This window comes from Saccharopolyspora sp. NPDC047091 (genome assembly GCF_040643635.1).
Classification (GTDB): Bacteria; Actinomycetota; Actinomycetes; order Mycobacteriales; family Pseudonocardiaceae; genus Saccharopolyspora_C.
This window is the reverse complement of sequence record NZ_JBEYUS010000009.1, coordinates 68926-90721: the sequence shown is the minus strand read 5'-3', so window position 1 is coordinate 90721 and position 21796 is coordinate 68926. Positions and strand designations below refer to the sequence as shown.

The following is a 21796-nucleotide window of genomic DNA, read 5'->3' as shown; positions in this document are numbered from 1 at the left end:
CGAAGCTGCGCAGCGCCGAGTCGGACAGGGCGTTGAGCGATTCCAGCGAGTTCGTCCACCCGGCGACCTGCCGACGGGCGTCCGCCATCGCCTCCGGCGGCAGCGCGTTCAGGTTCCGCTGGGCCTCGGTGACCAGCCCCACCAGCGAGTCCAGCCTGCCGGGCGCCTCGTCGAGCATCCGGACGCTGCGCCCGTCCTCCGGCACCGGCAGCTCGGCGGACTCGGGGTCACCGGGGCCGCGGGAACCGTCCGGATCGCCGAGGCGGGAGACGTCGGACGAGCCGAGCAGGTGGGTGGCGCCGCTCTCGAAGATCTCGGGCCTGCCGTGCGGGACGTACTGCTCGCCGACGTGGTCGGACAGCAGCGAGTGCAGCCCGGCGCCGACCGAGCCGTCGGCCTCGCCGAGGCGGCAGCTCAGCCACAGCAGGTTCGTGCCCTGCGTCCACTCCGGACCGGGCCGGCCCGCGCTGAGCAGCAGCCTGCTCATCTGGTCCTGGTCCAGGCGGTGCAGCTCGCCGCTCTTGTCCCGGACGGTGAAGCGGCCGTCGCTGAAGTGCGGCGCCACCACGTAGTTGTCGGCGTCGGCGGGCGCGCCGTAGAGCCGGGCCGCGTTCTCGCCCGCCCCGGCCTCGAAGGCGTGCCGCATGATCTCGGCTTCCGCGTCGCTGCGCGGGAAGCCGACGCCGATCGCCTCGCCGTCCTTGCCCGCGGGCAGCGGCACGAACTCCACGTCGGCGAAGGTGAGGTCCTTGCCGCGACCGGGGTCCGGGTCCCCGGCGCGGTCGCCGCCCATCTCCATGCCGGACTCGGCGTCGGAGTCCGCGTTCGGGTCGTAGCGGCCGTCGGTGTAGAGCACGTCGACCGCGGAGGTCAGCTCGGACTGGCCGGTGGACCAGGACTCCCTGCCGCGGTGGTGCACCGTCCACCCGGCGGGGTCGGGCTGGAAGGTCAGCGCGCCGTCCGGGCCGGGCACCATCCGGCCCGCGTGCAGGCCGCCGTCCGGCGTGCGGACCACACCGCTCTCGGTGGCCAGCACCGGCTGCGAGGACTCCTCGACCAGTGCGGCCAGCACCGGGGAGCGCCCGGCACCGGACGCGGCGAGCACGACGGGCTGCTCCATGCCGATGCCGCGGCGGGTGGCGATGCCCTCGACGAAGGCTTCGGGGGTGGCGGTACCGCCGCCCCACAGCGCGACGTGCGAGCCGTCCGGCGTCAGGTCGGCCACGACCAGTCCCGCCCCGTCCGGCAACCCGACGGCGCGGGCGCCGGAGACGGCGTCCGGCGTCGGGGTGTTCGGGCCGGGGAAGTACATCCCGCCGCCGCCGAGGCTGATCGACTCGGAGCGCAGGACCGGGTCGTTGGTGCCGGTGTTGCGCCACGGCTCGGTCGCGGCGAACAGCTGCACCGCCTGCCGCTGCGATTCCTCGCTCATCGGCAGCATTTCCAGCAGGTTCAGCAGGTCCGGCAGCTCCGCGGACCCGCGGCCCAGCAGCTGCGGGTCGGCCATCAGCCGGTCCAGCCGCGGCTGCAGCGACGAGTCCTGGGCGGCGGCCAGCATCGCGGCGCTCAGCTCGGTGCGGACCTGCCAGTACGCCGGGTCGGTGCTGCCGGACCAGAGGCGGAATTCCACGCGGTCCTGGGGCGTGCCCTCCACGTGCAGGAAGTTGATCGCGTCTTCGCGACCCCAGTTGAGCTCCTGGACGTCGGCGACGGTGAGGTCCGCGCTCGGGCGCGCGGGCAGCGGGTTCGGACCGACCTCGTGGGTCTCGCGGTGCGCGCCGCCACCCGGGTAGTTGCCGAGCCGGTACAGCACCGCCTCGTGCGCCTTCATCAGCTGCGCGAGCCGGTGGTACTCGGCGGGCGTCATCGGCCGGTCGAAGCTCAGGTTCACGTGCCCGCCGGTGCGGCCGGCATCGCCCTGCGCCCGGTTGACGGTGTCGAGCAGCGCGCCGAGCTCCGGCCAGGCGGTGCTGCCCTGCTCGCCGGGGCGCAGGATCGGCGACACCAGCTCGACGGCCTGCTCGTCCGACGGTTCTTCGGCCAGCGCCCACTTGCCCGCGTCGTTCGAGATCCCGGTCTCGCCCTTGTCCACCATGGACGGCGTGGCGAGCATCCCCTGCCGGTGCAGGGCATCGCCGAGGGCACCGACGCGGGCGTCGAAGTTCTCGCCGTGGAACTGGAACTCGACTTCCAGCCCGACCCGCAGGTCGGGTCGCGCGGAGGCACCGCCCGCGATGCCCTGCGGGTGGAACTCGACCGGCGAGGCCCCGGACTGCGCGGTCGCCTGCGCCTGCTGGAACTGCTGGGTGAGGCCGCGGGCCCGCACGCCGCGGATGTTCTGCAGCAGCTGCTCGGCCTGGCCGACCCGCTCGCGCAGCCGGTCCAGGTCGACCTGGGAGAACGTGCTGGCGTCCAAGCCCTGGGCCCAGGCGGCGGCCCGCTGGCGCAGCTGCGGGAGCACCCCGTTCGGCAGCGCCTCCGGCGGGAGCACGGCGAGGTGCCGCTGCAGCTGCGGCACGGCGCCCTGCAACCGGTCGACCAGCTGGGTGCGCTCGTCGACGTGCGGCGCGCCGAAGTCCGGCATCGCCACGTCCTCGTCGCCCATGACGAGGCGGCGTTCCCCGTCGGGGGCGGTGGTGCCGTCCTCCCGCGCGGGCGCGGTCGACCCGTCCGCCGAGTCCGGGCGCCGGGAGCCGTCCGCCGCGACCGAGGCGACGGCCGCGTCGAGGTCGGCGTGCCCGGTGGGCCGGGTGATCCCGCCCTTCTCGTGCAGCACCCAGCCGTCGGTGGCCGGGCGGTACCGCACCGCACCGTCCTGGTCGACGAACTGGTCGATGACCCGCAGCCCGCCGTCCGGCCCCTGCACCACGGTCGAGTCGGTGGTGAGCACCGGGACGTCGAGCCGGTTCACCAGCTGCGGCAGCCAGCCGCCCTTGCCGCCGCCCGCGCCGAGCGCGAACACCGCGGGGCCGCCACCGCCGAGCCGCCGGAGCCTGCTCTCGACGAGGTCGCCGAACTCCTTCGGCGGCAGCGTCCCGCCGTCCCACAGCGTCAGCCCGGCACCGCCCGGCGCCTGCTCGGCGACGACCAGGTCCGCCCCCTCGGGGACGGTGGTCAGCCGCGCGGCGGCGACCGCATCGGCGATCGAGGTGCCCGGGATGGGGAACCGCAGTCCGCCGTTCGGGGTGCCGATGGTCTGCGCGCGCACCCGCTCGTCGTTGGCGCCGGTGTCCCGCCACGTCTCGGTGGCGGCGAACAGCTGCACCGCCTGCTGCTGCGCGGTCTCGCTCATCGGCAGCAGTTCCAGCAGGTCCACCAGGTCCGGCAGGTCCGTCGAGCCGCGGCCGAGCAGCTGCGGCTCCGCCATCAGCTCGTCCAGCCGGGCGTGGATCGACGGGTCCTTCGCGGCGGCCAGCATCGCCAGGCTCAGCTCGGTGCGCGCCTGCCAGACCGCCGGATCGGTGCTGCCGGACCAGAACCGGAACTCGACGCGGTCGCCGGGGCCGCCGTCGACGTTGCGGTAGCTGACCCCTTCCTCGCGCTCCTGGTTGAGGCGGCGGACGTCGGCGTAGGTGAGGTCGGCGCGCGGGTCGATCGGCAGCGGGTTCGGGCCGACCTGGAAGGTGTTGCGGTGCCCGACGTCGCCGGGGTGGTTGCCGAGCCGGTACAGGGTGGCCTCGAAGGCCTTGGTGAGCTGCGCCAGCCGCACGTACTCGGACGGCGTGAGGACCTGGTCGCGGAAGCTGACGTTGATGTGCCCGCCGGTCTTCGCGCCCGCTTCGCCGCCGTGCTCCTGAACGGTCTCCAGCATGTCCTGGAGGTCCATCCACGGGTCGGCGCCGTCCGCACCGGTGCGGAGGATCGGCGACACGAGCTCGATGCCGTGGTCCACGTCGGGCTCGTCGACCATCGCCCACTTGTCCATGGCGTGGGCTTCGAAGGTGTCGGTCTTGCCGCCGACCCGGTGGTCGTGCAGCACGTCCTGCTCCAGCAGCGACATGCCGAGCTCGCCGACCTTGCCGTCGAAGTCGCCGCCCTTGAACTCCACTTCGACCTCGAAGCCGACCTGCGCGTCGGGCCGGGCGGACTGGCCGCCTTCGACGCCGAACACGTGGAACTCGATCGGCGGCTCGCCGTCGCGGAGGTCGGCGCGGGCCTGCTCGAACTGCCGGGTGAGGTGGGCGACGCGCTGGGTGCGCACGTTGCGCAGCAGCCGGGACGCCTCGTCCAGCCGCGGCCGCAGCTGCTCCACGTCGGCAGCGGCGAAGGTGCCCTGGCGCGCGGAGTCGATCCACAGCTCGGCGCGCTCGCGCAGCCGCGGCACCGAGTCCGGGGGCAGCGCGTCGAGGTGCCTGCGGACCTGGTCGACGGTGTCGTTCAGCGCGGAGGTCAGCTCCGCGTGCTCGCGGCTCGGTGCGACGACGTCGTCGCCGCCCATGACGACGCTGCGATCCGGGCGCCGCTGGAACAGACCCTCGTCCTCGGAGTCCGAGTCATCCCGACGGGACTCGGGAGCGGTGTCCTCCTGCCCCCGATCCGGGCGCCGCTGGAACAGACCCTCGTCCTCGGAGTCCGACGCGCTGTCGCCGTCCTCGCTGCGGCGCGCGGTGTCCGCGCCCGCGTCGAGGTTGAGGGAGCTCCAGTCGGGTGCGATGTACTGGGATTTCTCGCGGCGGGCGGCCTCCAGGAAGTCCTGGCGGGTGAGCACCTCGCCCGGGTTGTTCCTGGCCAGCTCGACCAGCGCGGCCACCCGCTCGCCCCGTTCCCCGGCTGGGACCTCGGCCTCGTCGGCCAGCGCCAGCAGTGCGTCCGCGTCCGGGCGGGGCTGGAAGGGTTCCGCCACGGCGAGCCGGTCCACGACCTCGATGGCCGCGACGTCCTGCGGGGTCGGATCGTGCATGCCGTAGAGGTCGGCCGCGCGCTGGTCCAGCTGATCCTGGGTGAGGACCGGCCACGCCGAATCCGCGCGTTCGAGGAGTTCGGCGTCCGCGGTGTCGCGCACGAACGCGGGGACGGTGGTCTCGGCGATCCGCTGGCGCCAGCCCGTCTCGGAGACGGCGAACCGGTCCTGGACACCTTCCGGGACCGGGACTTCGGAGAACGTGCCCAGGTTCCAGCTGATCGGCGTGATCGAGCGGACCTGCTGCGCCAGGTCCGGGCGTTCGGAGATGAACTGCAAAGCACCGGCGAGGACGAGCTCCGGATCGGCGTGCTTGTTCAGCAAGGAACCCAGCCGGACCAGCCGGAGATCGCCGTCCCGGTTGTTCATGTCCCGGATCAGCGTCTGCACGGCACGGCTCGCGAGGTCCGCCGCGGCCTCCGGGCCGTCCAGCAGCGCCGGTGCGTGCGAGGACCGCGGCAGCCAGCTCCCCGCCGCCAGCACGTGCACCAGCGGCATCTTCGGGAAGGCGTCGATGCCGTCGTAGCCCAGCGTGTGCGCGATCTGGAAGAGCACGTCCGGGCCGGTTCGCATCATCAGCGAGTTCCGGCGGACGTACATCAGGGGCTCGTCGAACGTCTCCTTGTTCACGTCGTAGAGCCCGCGGTAGAGGTTCCCCTGCTGCTCGCCGAGGACCTCCTCCATCGAGTTGAGGATGACGTCGGACACCGGGTGCGACCGAGGCATCGCGTACGCCGCGTTGTCGAACTTGGTCTCGCGGTCGGAAAGCTTCGCCCACGCCTCCTGGGTCCCGATGATCTCGCCCGCGCGGGACAGGTCCTGGACCTGGTTGTCCCCGTCGGTGTAGATGCCGCCCAGCGCGCGCAGGATCTCGATGCGGCTGATGTCGCTGCCCGCGGCGTAGCCCGGCCCGGTGAGCCGCTGCACTTCGCTGCGGAAGTACGGATCCAGCACCATCGGGTTCTCCGCGTGGAAGAACTCGTTGATGTTCACCAGCTTGACGCCGTTGTCCCGCGCCCAGTCGAGCATCTCCCGGGTGCCTGCGTGCGGGTCCGGGGAACCGTCGGCGGGTGGTTCGGTGCTGCGGGTGGCGTCGAACTCGGCGCGCGGGATGTCGGTCCACATCACCGAGGTGCCGTCGTACCGGGCGGCGGCCTCGCCGAAGTTGCGGAACACCTCGGCGGAGCCGGTCGACGCCTGCACCGGGCTGCCCATCCAGATGCTGTGCAGCAGCTTGGGCATCTCGACGGTTTCGGGCAGCGGATCGACCTGGCCGGGCGCCCAGTCCTTCCGGGCTTCCTCCGACAGCCGACGGACCACCACCTGGTCGGGGCGGCTCTGGAGGCCGTCGGGGGTGATCCGGCCGGTAGGGGCGTCCTGCGAGAGGTCCAGCGCGTCGATCAGCGCGGGCAGCTTCGCGGTGTCCAGCCCCGGGATGTCCAGTTCCGCCAGGAAATCCGGGGTCGGGTCCGGGCTCAGCAGGCCGAACAGGTCTTCGCCGAGCAGCGGGGCCGCCTCGCCTGCGCGTTCCCCGCCCGAGTGCGCCTCGTTCGCGGCGTCGAGGGCGGCGACGACCTCCCGCACCGCGGCCGGGTCGTTCGCCGCGCTGTCCACGCCGCGCCGCTGGCGCGGGTCGGCGCTCGGCGGCTGGGCGTCGTCCGCACCGTCCCGGTCCTGCCCGGAGAAATCCTCGCCCGGCAGCGGCGCCGTCTCGTCGGCGTGCCCGGTGCGCGCGCCGGCCGGCTCGGACGCGATGCCGTCGACCGCGGCCGGGTCGTGCGGCGCGCCTGCGGTGTCGCCGTGGTCCGGCACGGCGAAGTGGTCGTCGATGCTGGTGCGCGGCGAGGCTTCCCCGCCCATGACGACGCCCGCGGGGGCGTGCTCGGGCTGCGCGGGCCGGGTGACCTGGGCGATCGCGTGCCCGAGGTCGAACTGCCCGGTCGGGCGGGAACCCTCCGGCCGGTGCTCCACCCAGCCGGCCGGGTCCGGGCCCGGGCGCATCCGGCCGTCCGCGCCGACCTGCATGGTGGCCGCGACCAGGTGGCCTTCCGGGCCGAGCAGCGGATTGCCCGCGGTCAGCACCGGCTTGCCCAGCTGGCCGAAGTGCTGCACCAGCTCGGGGAACCACGGCGCGTCGGCGACCCCGGAGATGGCCATCGCGACCGCGTTCCGGTCCCCCATCCGCCGGTGGCTCATCGTGTCGATGAGGTCGTTGCCGGCGAGGGTCTCCCCGTTCCACAGCTTCAGGTCGCCGGTGTCCGGGTCCAGGGTGCCCATCACCAGGTCGGTGTCCGGGTGCGGCTGCACGGTCCGCGCCACCTTGACGGCGGAGTCGATGGTGTTGCCGTCGTGCGGGAAGAACAACCCGCCGTCGGGCAGGCCCACCGTCTGCGAGCGCCAGTGGATGTCGTTGCCGCCGGTGTCCTCCCACGCGTCGGTGAGCGCGAACAGGTGCACCGCCTGCTCCTGCGCGGCCGGGCTCAGCGGCAGCACTTCCAGCAGGTTCATCAGGTCCGGCAGCGCGGAACCGCCGCCGACGCCGAGCAGCTCCGGTTCCCGCATCATCTCGTCGAGCCGGGTCTGGATCGACGGGTCCTTCGCCGCCGCCAGCATCGCGGCGCTGAGCTCCACGTGCGCCTGCCACACGCTCGCCTTCGTGCTGCCCGACCAGAACCGGAACTCCACCCGGTCCGCCGGGCCGCCGGTCACGTGCCGGAAGCTGACCGCGTCGTACTTGTCCCGGCTCAGCGAGCGGACGTCCGACGGGCTGGTGACCTTGGACGCGTCCGGCGGGATCGGGTTCGGGCCGACCATGTGCAGCGCGCGCTGGTTCGGGCCCATCGGGTAGTTGCCGAGCCGGTACATCACGGACTCGAACGACTTGGTCAGCTGCGCCAGCCGGTGGTACTCGCGGGCGTTGAGCGGCTGGTCGAAGCTGATGTTGACGTGACCGCCGGTGCTGTCGGCGGTGCCGCCGTGCTCCTGCACCGAGTCGAGCACCGCCTCGACGTCCAGCCACATGTCCGGCCGCTGGTCCAGCCGCAGGATCGGCGAGATGACCTCGACGCCGTTCTCGTGGGCGACCTCGTCGACCATCGCCCACTTGCCGCGGGAGTGCAGCTCCGCCGACGGGACCCGGTCGGGGGTGAGCAGCGGGGTGTCCGGGCTCCACTCCAGGAAGCCGCCCGCGTTGAGCTTCATGCCGAGGTCGGAGACCTTGGCGCCGAACAGCTCGCGGTCCGCCTCGGGGAGCTGGAACTCCAGCTCCAGCCCCACCTTCACGCCGGGCCGCGAGCTGATGCCGCCGGGCACGCCGTCCTCGTGGAACGGGGGTTCCTCGACGCCGTCGGCGATCCGGTCCGACGCCGTGTCGTGCTGCTCCAGCAGCTGCTCGTAGCGGGTCTCCCGGATCTCGCTCGCGAGGTCCCGCGCGGTCTGGTCGAAGGAGCGCAGCGCGTCCGGGCCCAGCGAGGTGACCTGGCCGTCCGCCCACGCCTGGCGCCAGGCGGCGACCTGGGCGCGGGCCTCCGGCAGCGCGTCCGGCGGCAGCGCCGCCAGGTGTCGCTGCGCGGCGGCCACCGAGTCCCGCGCGGAGCCGAGCAGCCTGCGCTGCTCCGGGTCGGCGGGCGGGGGCGTGCCGCCCATCTCGACGCCGTGGCCCGGGGTGGTGTCCAGGTCCCCGTAGCTCGGCAGGTCCGCCTCGTTCGGCCCGAAGCGGGTGATGTCGCCGGTGCCGCGCAGGTTCACGCCGCCGCTCTCCAGCAGCTCCGGCTTGCCGCTGGGCGCGTACTGCTCCCCGACCTGGTCGGACAGCAGCGAGTGCAGGCCTTGGCCGACTCCGGAGTGCTCCGGCGAACCGAGGTTGCAGCTCAGCCACAGCAGGTTCGTGCCCTGCGTCCACTGCGGACCGGGCCGACCGGCGCTGAGCAGCAGCTTGCTCATCTGCTCGTGGTCGAGGCGGTGCAGCGCGCCGTCGTGGTCCCGGACGGTGAAGTGGCCGTCCTTGAAGTGCGGCGCCACGAAGTAGTTCTTGCCGTCCGCGGGCGCGCCGTACAGCTGCGCGGCCCGGTCCCCGGCGCCCGCCTCGAACGCGTGCCGCATCGTCTCGGCCTCGACGTCGGAGCGGGGGAAGCCGACGCCGATCGCCTCGCCGTCCTTGCCCGCGGGCAGCGGCACGAACTCCACGTCGGCGAAGGTGAGGTCCTTGCCGGTCCCCTGCGGCTGCACCGCGTCCAGCGGGTGCCCGCCCATCTCCACCGGGTCCGGGCTCGGGTGCCCGGGGTTCTCGATGCGGGTGGGCATGCCGACTTCGCCGTAGTGGACGTACGGGTCGTCGTGGTCGACGTTGAGCAGCTCGTGGGCGTGGTCGGGCAGCTCGTGGTTGTTGGGCCGCCCGTAGTCGTACCGGGAAAGGGTGACGCCCTCGATCATCGGACCGAAGGTCGGGTGCTCGGCCAGGAAGGTGATCGCCGAGTTCCAGATCAGGTCCGGGTCCGGGTGGGTGTTGACCACGTCGCCGACCTCGGTGAGCAGCAGCTCGCCGGGCCGGTTGTGCAGGCCGCGCACCAGGGTCTGGACGACGTTCTGGGTGAACCGCTCGGTCGCCGCCGCGTCCCACACCCGCGGGTGCGGCTCGGGCGCCGGGTACATCCAGGTCCCGGCGCTGCGCACGTCGACGTCCTTGAGCGCGGGCAGGTCGATGGAGTCCCGGTAGCCCAGGGACCGGGCGAACTCGTCGAGGTTCTCCGGCCCGCTGCGCTGCAGGATCGAGTTGCGCCGCATCGCGAGCATCGAGTCTTTGAAGTCCTCCGGCCTGGCGCCGCGCAGCTCGGAGTCCACCACCTCGGAGTACGGCTTCTCGTACTTCCCGATCATGGTGTCCAGGTAGGCCCGCATCGCCGGGTGCTGCCGCGGGGCCGCGACCACCGAGTTGCTGGAGAAACCCCGCTCGGTGTCGACGTGGAAGGCGAACCCCTCGGGGCTGGTGAGCGCCACGTCGAACACGCTCTGCGGGTTCCGCAGCGCGCTGTCGCCGTCCACGTAGACGCCGCCGAACTCGTGGATGATCGCCGGCCGGGCGAGGTCGCTGGCGCCCGCGCTGCCGGCCTGGGTCATCTTGGCCCGCTCGCTCGCGATGAACTCGTGGCCGGGCAGCGGGCTCTCCGCGTTGGAGACCTCGTCCAGGTTGACCAGCTTCACGTCGTGCTGCCGCGCCCAGTCGAGCATGTCGCGGACCTGCGCGAGCGGGTGGTCGGCGGCCATCGGGCCGGTGTGCGCGTCGGCCGCCTCGAACTGCGAGCGCGGCACGTCCGTCCACAGCACCGTGTCCAGCTGACCGGCGTGCGTGTCGGCGGACTCGCCGATGCCCTCCCGGTGGATGCCGTGCCTGCCCGTGCCGGACAGCGGGCCGCCCAGCCAGACGTGGTGCGCCAGCCGCGGCATCTCCAGCGTCTCCGGCAGCGGCACCGGAGGACGCGGCGCCCACCGGGCCCGCTGCGTCGGCGAGCGGTGCGAGGTGATCACCGAACCGGGCTCGGGGGCCAGCGCGTCCGGCGCCATCTCGGCGTGCGTCGGGCGGCCCTCCGGGCGCGCCATGTCCAGCGCCCGGAACAGGCTGGTGGTGCGGTCCGCGGGCAGGTTCGAGTAGTCGTGCCCGGTGAGAAACTCGGGCGCCGCTTCGGGGGCGCGCCGCCCGAACACGTCCGGGCCGAGCAGTTCGGTGCGCGGTTCCGGCTCGCGGCCGCTGCGGGAGTGCTCGGCGGCGGCGTCGTTGAGCGCGTCGACCACCGCGCGGTGCGGGGCGACCGGCTCGCCGCCCATCTGCACCCGGCGCTCGGGGGCCGGGCGGGACGAGCCGTCCTGGTCGGTGGGGGGCGCCCCGTCCGAGTCGGTGGAGCGGCTGGGCAGCGAGTCCAGTTCGACCTCGCCGAGCGGGCCGACCTCGTCCAGGGTGCCGAGGTTGTGCGCGGCGTCCTGCTGCGCGATGTCCCGCTCGGAGAAGCCCAGCATCCGGCGCCACTGCTGGGCTTCCGGGTCGTGGGCGAAGTCGAAGCTGTCCTGGGTGCCGCTCCGGTCCCGGCCGCGCCGCGGCGAGTCCTCGCCGCCGCGGGTGGTGGCGTCGTCGCGGCGGTTCGACTCGTCTCCGCGGTTCGACTCCTCGTCCCGGCGGTTCGACTCCTCCCCGCGGCGGTTCGACTCCTCGCCCGGGTTCGCGTCGTCCCCGCGGTTCGCACCGTCGCCGCTCCGCCCGGAGTTCTCCCCCGGCGGCGTCGGGACCGCTGCGGGCGGTCCGGCGAGGTCGCCGCCACCGCGGGTGCCGCGCGGCGGCAGGTCGCTGAGCTCGATCTCCTCCGGGATGCGCGGCAACGCGGGCCCGTGCGTGCGCGAGGTGCTGGGCCGCCCGTAGTTGATGACGTCTTCCCAGCCGCTGAGCAGGTCGTCGGCGACCGAGGCGCGGCGGATCGGCGGCAGCCGGTACTGCGAGCCCGGGTCGGCGGCCCGCTCGGCGCGGTCCTGCGCGGCGTGGCGCTCGCTGATCCGGGCTTCCTCGCGGGTGCGCGCATCGCGCTCGTGCTCGGCCTGGGTCAGCTGGTCCCAGGTGCGCTTGGCCTTCGAGTACTCGGACCGGGCGTGGGACTCGGCCTCCTGCGCCTTGGCGACCGCCTCGGTCTCGCCGGTGCGGCTGGGGCCGGCGAAGCCGTCGGCCTCCAGCGCGCCCTTGAGGGCCTTGTCCGCCTTGGACCACTCCTCGCCCTTGGTGGCGAGGTCCTTGGTGGCCTGGATGAGGTCCGGGGAGATCGCGTGCCCGGTGCGCGCGGTCGCGTCGTCGTCCCACAGCCGGGAGACGAAGGCGTCGCGGAAACCGACGCTGCGGCCGCCGACCTTGGGCTCGCCGAACTGGAACGCGCCGCCGGTCTCGCGGGCGATGACGCGGAACTCCAGGCCGCTCAGCAGCGCCCTGGTGACCGTCTCCTCGTTGTGGATGATCTTGTCGGAGATCGGCATCCGCGCCGCGTCCTCCGAGTGCAGTTCCCCGCTCTGCAGCAGCTTGGCGGGGTCGCGCGAGGACAGCGCCACCAGGTCGCGCGCCGCGTAGCCGGAGTTCTGGCCGAACGCGTAGGGGCTCTTGTCCGCGGGCTGCGTGTTGCCGCCCCAGCCCCACGGCTCGGTGGTGCGCAGCTCCGTGGTGTGCCCGGACTCGACCTCGGAGGTCCGCTCGTCCTTCGGCTTGGTCTTGCCCTCGAACTTCACCGAGCCGCTGGTGCTCGCGAACTTCGGGGTCTCCGGCACGCGGGCGTGGAACTCCAGCGTCCGGTTCAGGTCCGGCATCGGCACCGTGAAGACGCCGTCGAGCTGGTCGGGCAGCCGCGAGCGCAGCTGCGCCACGGTGATCGCGATCGCCAGCGCGCTGTCGACGTCCCGCGGGATCTCGGCCCCGGAGTCGGTCAGCGCGCCGCGCCCCGCCTGGACGAGTTCGTCGATGTCGCCGAAGAAGTGCTCGCCCCAGTGCGCGTCGGCGGTGGGCAGCGTGAATTTGCCCTCGCCGCGCCAGGCGTTCAGCGCGTCCGAGGTCATCTGCTCGGCGGCCAGCGTCGAGCGGTGGCTCAGCTGCCCGTAGCGGGTGCCGTCCGGCAGCGGCAGCGCCTCCTCGGCCAGCTTGGTCACCGTGACCGGCCGGTCCACCGAGATCGCGTGCGTGGCCGGGCCGTCGCCGTGCGCGACCTGGAGGTTCAGCCGCAGCCGGCCGCCGTGCTCGGCGACGGGGCCGCTGGTCTCCGCGGACCGCTCGTGCCCGACCTCGTCCTTGTTGGTCAGCTGCTGGGTGCGGTTGCCCCAGCGCGCCTGCGGGGTGATGCCGACGCCCGCCGCGCCCAGCCCGGTGTGCTCGGTCTGCCTGGCCTGCGGGTCGCTCGGCGGGATCTCGGTGCCGCGCACGCCGAGCCGACCGGCGAACATCGTGGTCAGCAGCGTCCGGCCGCTGGTGCGGACCTTCTCCAGGGCGGTGCTGGCGAGGTTGGTGACCTTGAGCTTCTCGACGTGCCGGATCGAACCCGGGCCGTGGTCGGGCAGGAAGTCGGCTTCCAGGTTGAACCGGTAGGTGTTGCCCTTGAACCGGCGCTCGTAGCGCAGCGTGGTCCGCTCGCCGCCGTTGAGCGCCTGCTCCACCGAGTTGTTGATGTCGGTGAGCAGCGCCTGCAGCGACGCGTGGTTGTTCCGCGGGTTGCCCGCGGAGGTGTCGGGCAGCAGCGCCGCGGCGACGTCCTCGCCGAGCTCCCGGCTCAGGTTCTCCCGGATCTCGCCGAGCTGGTTCGCCAGGTCGACCGGGTCGATGATGCCGCCGAGGCCGAAGGACGGCCGCACCGCGCGGTTCGGGTCCAGGCTCGGCGGCAGCGTCAGCGACGCGTCCGGGCGGGACTTGGTGGACGTGGTGCTGTGCTCGCCCGCCGAGGAGCCGGACGAGTCGGAGGTCGTGTCGTCGGCGGGGTCGTTCCGCCGCGCCGGGTCGCCGGTGGCCGGATCCGAACCGGGCGGCGTCGACGACGCGGGATCGCCGCCGCGCTCCCCGCCGAGGCCGGGGCTGATCTCGTCCAGCTGGTCCTTGGTCAGCCACACCAGCTGCGACTCCGGCAGCTCCACGTACTGCCCGCGGCGGCGCGGTTCGGGCCGGGAGAACAGCTCCAGCTGGTCGAAGTTCCCCTTGTAGGTGGCCTCCGCGACCATGCCGGCGTGCACCTTGACCCGCGCCAGGTACACCTTCTCCGGCGCGGTCTCGACGGTGAGCTTCTGCCCGCTCTCCAGCGAACGCGAGGTCTCCGCGCCCATCGACTGGGTGTAGGGCTGCACGTTGATGACGCCGACGCCGAGCCCGTCCACGTCGTGCGTGCCGGTCTTGACGCCCTGCCCGAACGGGCCGGTGAACACCGCGCCGACGTAGCCGCCGTGGTTCACGCTCCAACCGGTGGTGCGCCCCGCGTTGGCCTTGCCGGTGAGCTCCCGGGTGGCCTGCTCGTACTCGCTGCGGGTGATCGGGCTTGCGGTGTCGAGCACCGGCTTGAACGAGGTGCCCATCTCGACGGCCAGGTCGCGCCGCGCCCGCGTGTAGGAGATCGAGGTGGTGCGCGGCCTGCTGAACAGCCGCGGATCGCCCTCGATGCGGTCCGCCCCGAGCATGTGCGCGATCGGGCTGGTGATCTCCGGGACGGGGAACCGGACGATCGGGTCGTTGCGGGTGACCTGGCTGAGCAGGTCGGTCGCCATCTGGCGCAGGATCTTGCCGCCGGTGAACCCGACCAGCTGGGCGCCGTCGAGCGTGCGGCTCCCGCCCGGGGGCATCTGGTGCGGCGCGGGCGGAGAACCGATCTGCTCGACCTGCGCGTTCGGTGAGCCCTCCTCGAAGTGCGTCACCGCCAGCGGGTCCTCCTCGCTGACGAGGCTCTCCGGCACCACGAAGCGGGCGTCGACCCGCTTGGTGATCGGCTCGGCGGCGTGCGGGTTCGGCTTCTGCCTGGACCGCTCGTTGGAGGTCAGGTCGACCGGGAAGTCGCTGGTCAGCTCCTGGAACACCGGCACGTGCCTGCCGGGGCGCTGCGGACGGATGCGGCGCATCCCCTCGCTGGGCCGCTTGTACGAGAGGACCTCGGCCTTGAAGTCGAGGTCCGCGCGGAACGAGCGCAGCCGGTCGTCGGTGAGCTTGCCGTCCGGGGCGATGCTGCCACCGCGCTTGCGCTCGACGGCGGTCTCCCGGCCGAACTCGAAGCCCCGCCTGCGGGTCCGGTTGCCCTCGGCGCGGTAGCCGCCGTTGAGCACGTAGGACCCGATGCCCAGCGAGGCGTACAGCCGGGCCTGGATGCCGCCGATGAGGCCGCGCTTGCGGAACCGGCTGCTCTTCACCGTGGTCTCGTCGGTGACCTTCCGGCTGGTGTTGAGCGCGCCGTCGCTCTTCGACTTCCCGTCCTCGGCGCCGTCCTTCGCGCCGTCCCGGGAACCGCTGCCGTCCTTCGCACCGCCGTCCTTCGCGCCGCTGCCGGAGTCCTCCCCGGAACGCCCGCCGGTGCCCTCCGGCGTCGCGTCGCCGTCCAGCCGGGCGCCCCCGAAGGACTCGCCCCCGGACCGGACCGGTTCGCCGTCGCGGATGTTGCTGGTCTCCATCGACAGCCGCACGACGGAGACGTAGTCGTTCAGCAGCGATTCCCGCTTCAGCGGCAGGTGCAGCGCCCCGTCGACCATGTGCGGGACGAGCTGCTTGACGACCTCCTCGTCGGCGAGGATGTCGGCGAGGTTGCGCCCGCGCTTGAGCACGTCGGCGATCTTCGCCGACAGGCCCTTCGCGAAGGCCTGGTCGTCGAACTGCCGGATGAACATGTTCTGGTCCAGCCGCACCCGCCCGCGCAGCGGGATGTCCCGCAGCAGGTCCGCCAGCCCGTTGTACAGATCGCGCCCGACGGGCAGGTCGGTGAGCCTGCCGATGAACGCGTGGCCGTTCTCGACCGACTCCGGCAGGAAGTGGGTGCGCTCGGCACCGGAGCGGAAGGTCTCCGGGCGGTGCGCGTCGGCCAGCGGGGTCCCGTCGAACAGCCCGGCCTCGGCCGCCTTGCCGCGGTCGCCGAGCACGTCGGCGGCGACGATGCCGTCCAGCGTGACCGGCTCGCCGCCGAGCTTGCGGACCTGCATCTTGTAGCCGAGCTGGTACCGGGCGGCCTCACCCGTGGTGTCGACGGTGTGGGTGACCTCGGTGGAGCGGTTGATGCTCTGCTCGTTGGCCCGGCCGATGTTGAACCCGGCGTTCGGTCCCGCCACGACCCGGAACGGGCCCGCGACGACACCGGGGCCCGCGATCGCGTTGAGCCCGCCGGAGCGGTCCGTCTTGCGGACGTCCTTGCTGCCGAACGTGGCGGTCTGCGAATCGGAGTGCGTCACGTCCGCGTGCTCGTGGCCGACCTTGATCCAGGTCGCCACCGCCCGCATCTCGATCTTCGTGCCGGGGTGGGAGCGGAACAGCGAGAGATTGCGGCCCTTGTAGATCTCGCCGGACTGCACCCACCCCGCCTCGGGGTGCGCACCCTCGAAGACCGTCATCTCCGGCAACCGCTCGGTGATGCCGTCCTTGTGCAGGAACTCCTGCAGGGCGGGTCTGCCGTGCGCGTCGACGGCGGTCTCGTCCCGGAATCTCTTGCCCAGGATCTGCTGCACCTGGGTGAAGAACGAACCGGCGAACGGGCCGGTGTGGATGGTGACGCCGATCGGCGCCGAGTCCCGGACGGCGCGGCTGCCCGCCTCGCCGAGCTCGCCCAGCTCGTGCACGCCCTGCTCGGCGAGCTTCACCTGGCGCCGCTGGTTCAGCGACTGGTGGAAGCTGTCCAGGTGCGCGTGCGAGTCCGCGAGCACGTTGCCGATGGAGCGGCCGTTGGAGAGCCCGATCGGCACCCGCAGCGCCACGTCCGCCGTCTCCGAGACGCTGTGCGGTTCCAGCGTGCGGTTCGCGGTCGGGCCGACGACGTCGCGTCCGACGCCGGGCGGGGTCACGACCTGGTTCTTGCTGTCGCGCAGCGAGAACTCGAACTTCATCGGCACTTCGACGTCGTGCAGTTCCTTGATGGCGTACTTGTGGCCGCTGCCGTACTTCTGGCTCTGCTCCGACAGGTGCGTCTCGGAGAAGCCGCCGGGCACGGTCGGGTTCACGTACACGTAGACGCCGGGCACCGAGGTGATCGCCAGCTGCGGGGAGAACGCCTTGTCCCGGGATTCGCTGCTGGTGTGCGAGGTGGACTTCTCGGTCTTGGTGCTCGCCTTGATGGACTCGTCGGAGGGCTTCACCGACTTCATCTCGTCGAACTGCGGGGTGGCCTTGACCAGCAGCTCGTAGAACTTGCCGCCCTTGCGGACGGTGAACGTGTCGCCGGAACCGACCAGGCTGTGCACCGCGTTGTCCACGCGGCGCTGGACGATGCCGGTGTCCTCCCACTTGCCCTTGCCGCCGGGCAGCAGGCTGTTGAGGTGGGCGACCACGTCGGGGCCGCTGAACTCCAGCGTCCGGGTGTCCTGCGGCAGGTTCGCGCGACGGGTGGCGCCGATCTGCTCGATCGGGCCGAGGGACTGGCCGCGGCGCACGTAGTCCGGCAGCGCCTCCCGGATCTCCCGGACCGGCTTCGGGGTCTTCTTCGCCTCGTCCTCGGCGTCCTTCTTCGCCTGCTCCGAGTCCTTCGCGCCGTCGTCGTCGGACCGCTTGCCGTCCTCACCGCGATCGGATCCGCGCCCGTCCTCGGCGTCGTCCCCGCGCTTGCCGGACCCGTCGACGTCGTCGGTGCCGCGGTTGCGGCTCTCGCCGTCCTTCGGGCCGCCCGGGACCTCGTCGAACGCACCGCGCCGCGGACCGTCCACAGGGGACATCGGCGGGGTGTCCGAGTCGGGGCGGCCGGTCCGCGCGGCCTGCTCGCCGCCCAGCGACTCCTTCTCGTGCACGTAGCGCTGGACGAGCTCGTCCGCGCGCCCGTGCTCGCCCTTCGCGATCCGCGCCGCGACGGCTTCCCACAGGACGGTCGGCACCTTGCCGGGGATCTCACCGGCCCGGCTGAGCAGGACGGCCGCGGTGTCCAGCAGCTCGCGGGTGCGGCCCGCGGCGAGCTTGCTGTAGGAGCGGGCGGCGGACTCCAGGTCCTCGGACAGCGGGACGTCCCTGGCGAACGAGGTGCCCGCCGCCGCGTCGCCCTCGGTGGTCGCGGTGCGCTGCGCGGGCGGATCGCCGCCCATCACCAGCGACCGACCGCCCTGCGGGCCCAGGCCCACCACGACCTCGTCCGGGGCCGGGATGCGCAGCGGCGTCCCATCCTGCTGGGCGGGGCCGTTCAGCCTGCCGCCCTGCGGCGCGCGCGGCGCATCCGGGATCGGCGCGGGCACCAGGTCGGGATCGGTGAGCAGCGCGGCGAACACCGGCGGCAGCGGCGGGTCCTGCCTGCCGCCCTCGCGGGTGTGCGAGGTGCCGGTGGAGCCGGGGCGCGAGGTGGTCGAGGCGGTGCGCTGGTCGGGCGTGGTGACGTTGAGCCCGCGCTCCCCGTCCTGGGTGCGGGTGGAGTCCTGGCCGCGGTTGGTGTCCTGGCTGCGGTTCGGGCTGCTGCTCTCGGTGGCCGGGCCGCGGGAGTCGCCGCCGCGGGTAGCGGTCTGGTCGCCGCCGCGCGCCTGGCCCGGGTCCTGCTGCGAGGTGACGTTCGGGCGCCCGCCGGGCTGCTGGCCCGGCTGGTTCGGCGTGGTCTGGCCGGGGTTCGCCTGGTTCGGGTTCGCCTGGTTCTGCGTGCTCTGGTTGGTGCCCTGGTTCGGCGTCGACTGGTTGCCGGTCTGGTTCGGCGTCGTCTGGTTCGGCGTCGTGGACGCGACCGGGTCGGCGCGCTCCGCGTCCGCGTCGCGAGCGGGCTGCTCGTCCTGCGCGCGGGTCGGCTGCTCGGCGTCCGCGCGGGTCGGCTCGGCGTCCTCCGCGCGGGTCGGCTCGGCGTCCTCGGTGCGGCCGGACTGCTCGGTGGAGCCGTCGGAGCGGGTGGCCCCGGTCTCCGGCTCGGCGGTGGTGTCCGGGCGGCCCGCGGATTCGGTGCGCGGCGCGGACTCGGACCGGGACTCGGTGGCGGGGTCCACTTCCGGGGTGGCGGTGGTGTCGGGCCGCTGCTCGCTCGTCGGGTTCGCCGCGGTGGAGTCCGGTTCGCCGCTGGTGCGCGCGGGGGGCGCGGCGGTGTCCTGCCTGCCTCCGGTGACCGCGCCGGACTGCGGAGCGCGCGCCTCGCCGCCCGCCTGCGGGGTGGTGGCCGCCCCGCGCCCCGGCTGGTTGGTCGCCTGGTTGCCGGACTGGCCGCCCGACTGGTGCTGGCCCTGCACCGGGGCAGGCGCGGCGGAGTCCTCGCGCTGGTCCCGGCCGGATTCCGCTTCGTCCGCGCGGGAATCCGGGGTGCGTTCGGACTCCGGCCGGTCGGATTCGGTGAGCTCGGCCGAGTCGTCCCTGGACTGCGCGGGGTCGGTGGTCGACTCGTCGTCCCGGGAGCCCTGCTCCTCGCGGAAGTTCGACTCGTCCCGCGAAGCCTGCTCTTCGCGGGAATCCGACTCGTCCCGGGAGCTCTGCGATTCCTCGCGCGAGGACGGGGATTCCTCCCGCGAAGTCTGTGCATCGTCACGCAACGACTGCGACTCGTCGCGCGAGTTCTGGACGTCGTCGCGGAACCCGGAGTCGGCCCGGCCCCCGCCGACGTCCTGCCGGTCGGAGCCGTCGATCTCGTTCGACCGGCCGTCGGTGCTGCTCGGCCCGCCGTCCGCCTCGGTCGACGAGGTCGTGCCGTCCGAGCCGATGACCGTCGAGCCGTTCGGGTTCGTGGTCGAGGTCTGGTTCGGACCGCCCTGCGTCCCGGTCCGGTCGCCGCCCGGGGTGCTCTGCGACTGCCCGGGGCCGGTGGCCGCGGTCGACGGGTTGGTCGACGAGGTCTGCCCGCCCGTGGTGCTGGTCTGCCCGCCGGTGGTGCCGGTCTGCCCGCCCGTCGTGCTGGTGCTCGGGCCGCCGGTGCTGGTCGTGCTCGGACCGGTGGCCGTCGTGCCGGGCCCCGTGGCCGTCGAGTTCGGACCGGTGGCGGTCGAGTTCGGGCCCGTCGCGGTCGTGTTCGGCCCGGTCGCCGTGGTGTTCGGTCCCGTGGCGGTCGTGCCCGGCCCCGTCGCGGTCGTGCCAGGCCCCGTCGCGGTCGTACCCGGCCCCGTCGCGGTCGTGCCAGGACCCGTAGCGGTGGTTCCGGGACCGGTGGCGGTCGTGCCCGGACCGGTGACGGTCGTGCCCGGACCGGTGGCCGTGGTTCCGGGTCCGGTCGCCGTCGTGCTCGGGCCGCCGGTGGCGGCCGTGCTCGGACCGCTCGTGCTGGAGGACGTCGTGCTGGAGGACGTCGTGCTGGAGCTCGGCGCGGACGACGTGGTGGAACCCGAGGTGCTCGTGCCCGCCGTCGAGTTCGCCGCGCCCCCGACCTGCCCGCCGGAGGTGCTCTGCGACTGCCCGAAGCCGCCGTGCGCGACGGCCTGGCCCTGGTTGGACGAGGAGGAGTCGTTGGACTGCGAGGTCGACTGCGACCCGGTCGAATCGGAGCCGCCGGTCGAGGAGGACTGGCCGGACCCGCTGCTGTGCGAGGTCGAGGTCCCGGAGCTCTCCGAGGACGTGCCGCCGTCGGCCGAGCCGATCCCGGTCGACTCGGTGGCCACCGGCGCGGAGTTCCCGAACACCGAGCCGATGTTCGTGCCGCCGTGGCTCACGTCCCGCGAGGAGGACTCCTGCTGCCCCGCGCTGTCCCGGTTCGAGTCCACCAGGCTGTCGCGCGAGCCCGTGGATTCCGACTGCCCGGACCCGGTGTTCGTCGAGGAGGACTGCCCGCTGGAGTCGGACCGGCCGCTGGAGTCGGACTGACCGCTCGAATCGGAGCGACCGCTGGAATCCGTCCGACCAGCCGAATCGGACTGCCCGCTGGAATCGGACCGGCCGCTGGAGTCGGACCGGCCACTCGAATCCGACTGACCGCTGGAGTCGGACCGGCCACTCGAATCCGACCGACCGCTCGAATCCGACTGCCCGCTCGAATCGTGGCCGCCCTGCCCGGCGCCCGCGGTCCCCTCGCCGTTGGCCTCCGCGTACGACGGCGGGCCCTGGGTCGCCTCCTCGTAGCTCGGCGGCCCGTCGCTGGAGGTGTTCGTCGAGGACTCGCCGTCCCGCGCCCCGCCGGTGCCCTTCTTGTCGCCCGTGGCGTCGCCGCCGGACTTGTCGCCGCCGATCTCGCCCGGGCTGGGGATCTTCAGGTCGCCGGGGCCCTTGACCTCGCTGATCGTCGGCGTGCCCGCACCGGCCTTGCCACCGCCACCGGTCGTGCCGCCGAGACCGCCCTTGGCGAAGGCGCCGAACATGCCGTCCGAGGCCACGCCGTGCTTGTCGTCGGTGGCGATGTAGACCAGCGGGTTGCTCGCCGCGACCGAGACGATCTGCAGCGCGCCGTCCGCGAAGCGCCCGAACGCCACCTGCCCCCGGGTGAACTTCTTCTCCGGGATCTGCTCCTTGGGGCCCCGCAGCTTGTTCGCGTTCGTGATGTTCTTGTTGATGTTGACCATCACGTCGTCGAGGTTCTTCGCGATGCCGCGCACCGCCCCGGCGGCGACACCGGAGGCCGCACCACCGATCGCGCCACCGATGACCATGCCCTTGATCGACTCGGTGTTGATGTTGTCGCGGTAGCCGGCGGCCTTCTGGATGCCCTGGATGCCCGCGTCCAGACCGCCCATCACGCCGGCACCGAACGCCGCACCACCGGCCGGGTACTTGCCCAGCTGCCAGGCCTGCGAACCGGCCGCCTTCGCCCCGGCCTTCCAGCCGCCCGCCTTGACGGCCTGCGGGATGCGGCCGAGCTGCTTGACGATGTTCTGCGCGATCTGCTTGATCAGTTCCCGCAGCAGCGCGGTGATGCCCACCCGCGCAGCGGCGAGCACCGCCGGGACCATGAACGCGCCGAACAGCGAGGCGATCAGCGAGATGACCGTCGCCAGCGTCATCGCGGTCATCGCGATGAACATGATCTTGTTCTTCTGGATGTCCGCGGCCGCGTCGTGGGCCTTGCTGGCCAGGTCGCGCGCGACGGCGGACTGCTCGCGCAGGTAGCCGGGCAGATCGGACTTCACGTACCGGACGGTCTCGTCGGAGGTGTCGCCGTCCAGGGCGTCGTCGATGTCACCGCCGGCCGACTCCATCTTGGCGGCCATCTCGTCGGTGCGGTCGGCGTAGCGCTCCAACGCGGCGTGCATCGCGTTGAGGCCGCCTTCGCTGCCCTCGGGCCACTCCATGCCGAGGGTGATCTTGAAGAACTTCTGGAGTTTGTCGGGCAGCTCGGTGGTCTCGTACTTGCTCAC

The 21796-nt window shown here is 73.1% G+C and carries 1 protein-coding gene (cut by a window edge); it reads right to left on the bottom strand.

The genetic code is table 11. The annotated features are described in order from the left end of the window. Positions 1-21796: the start of a hypothetical protein gene (locus ABZ805_RS07020; protein ID WP_358435567.1), read on the bottom strand. The gene continues 38654 nt to the left of window position 1, outside the view; only the first 21796 of its 60450 coding nucleotides appear in the window; the start codon lies at positions 21794-21796; the stop codon falls past the left edge of the window.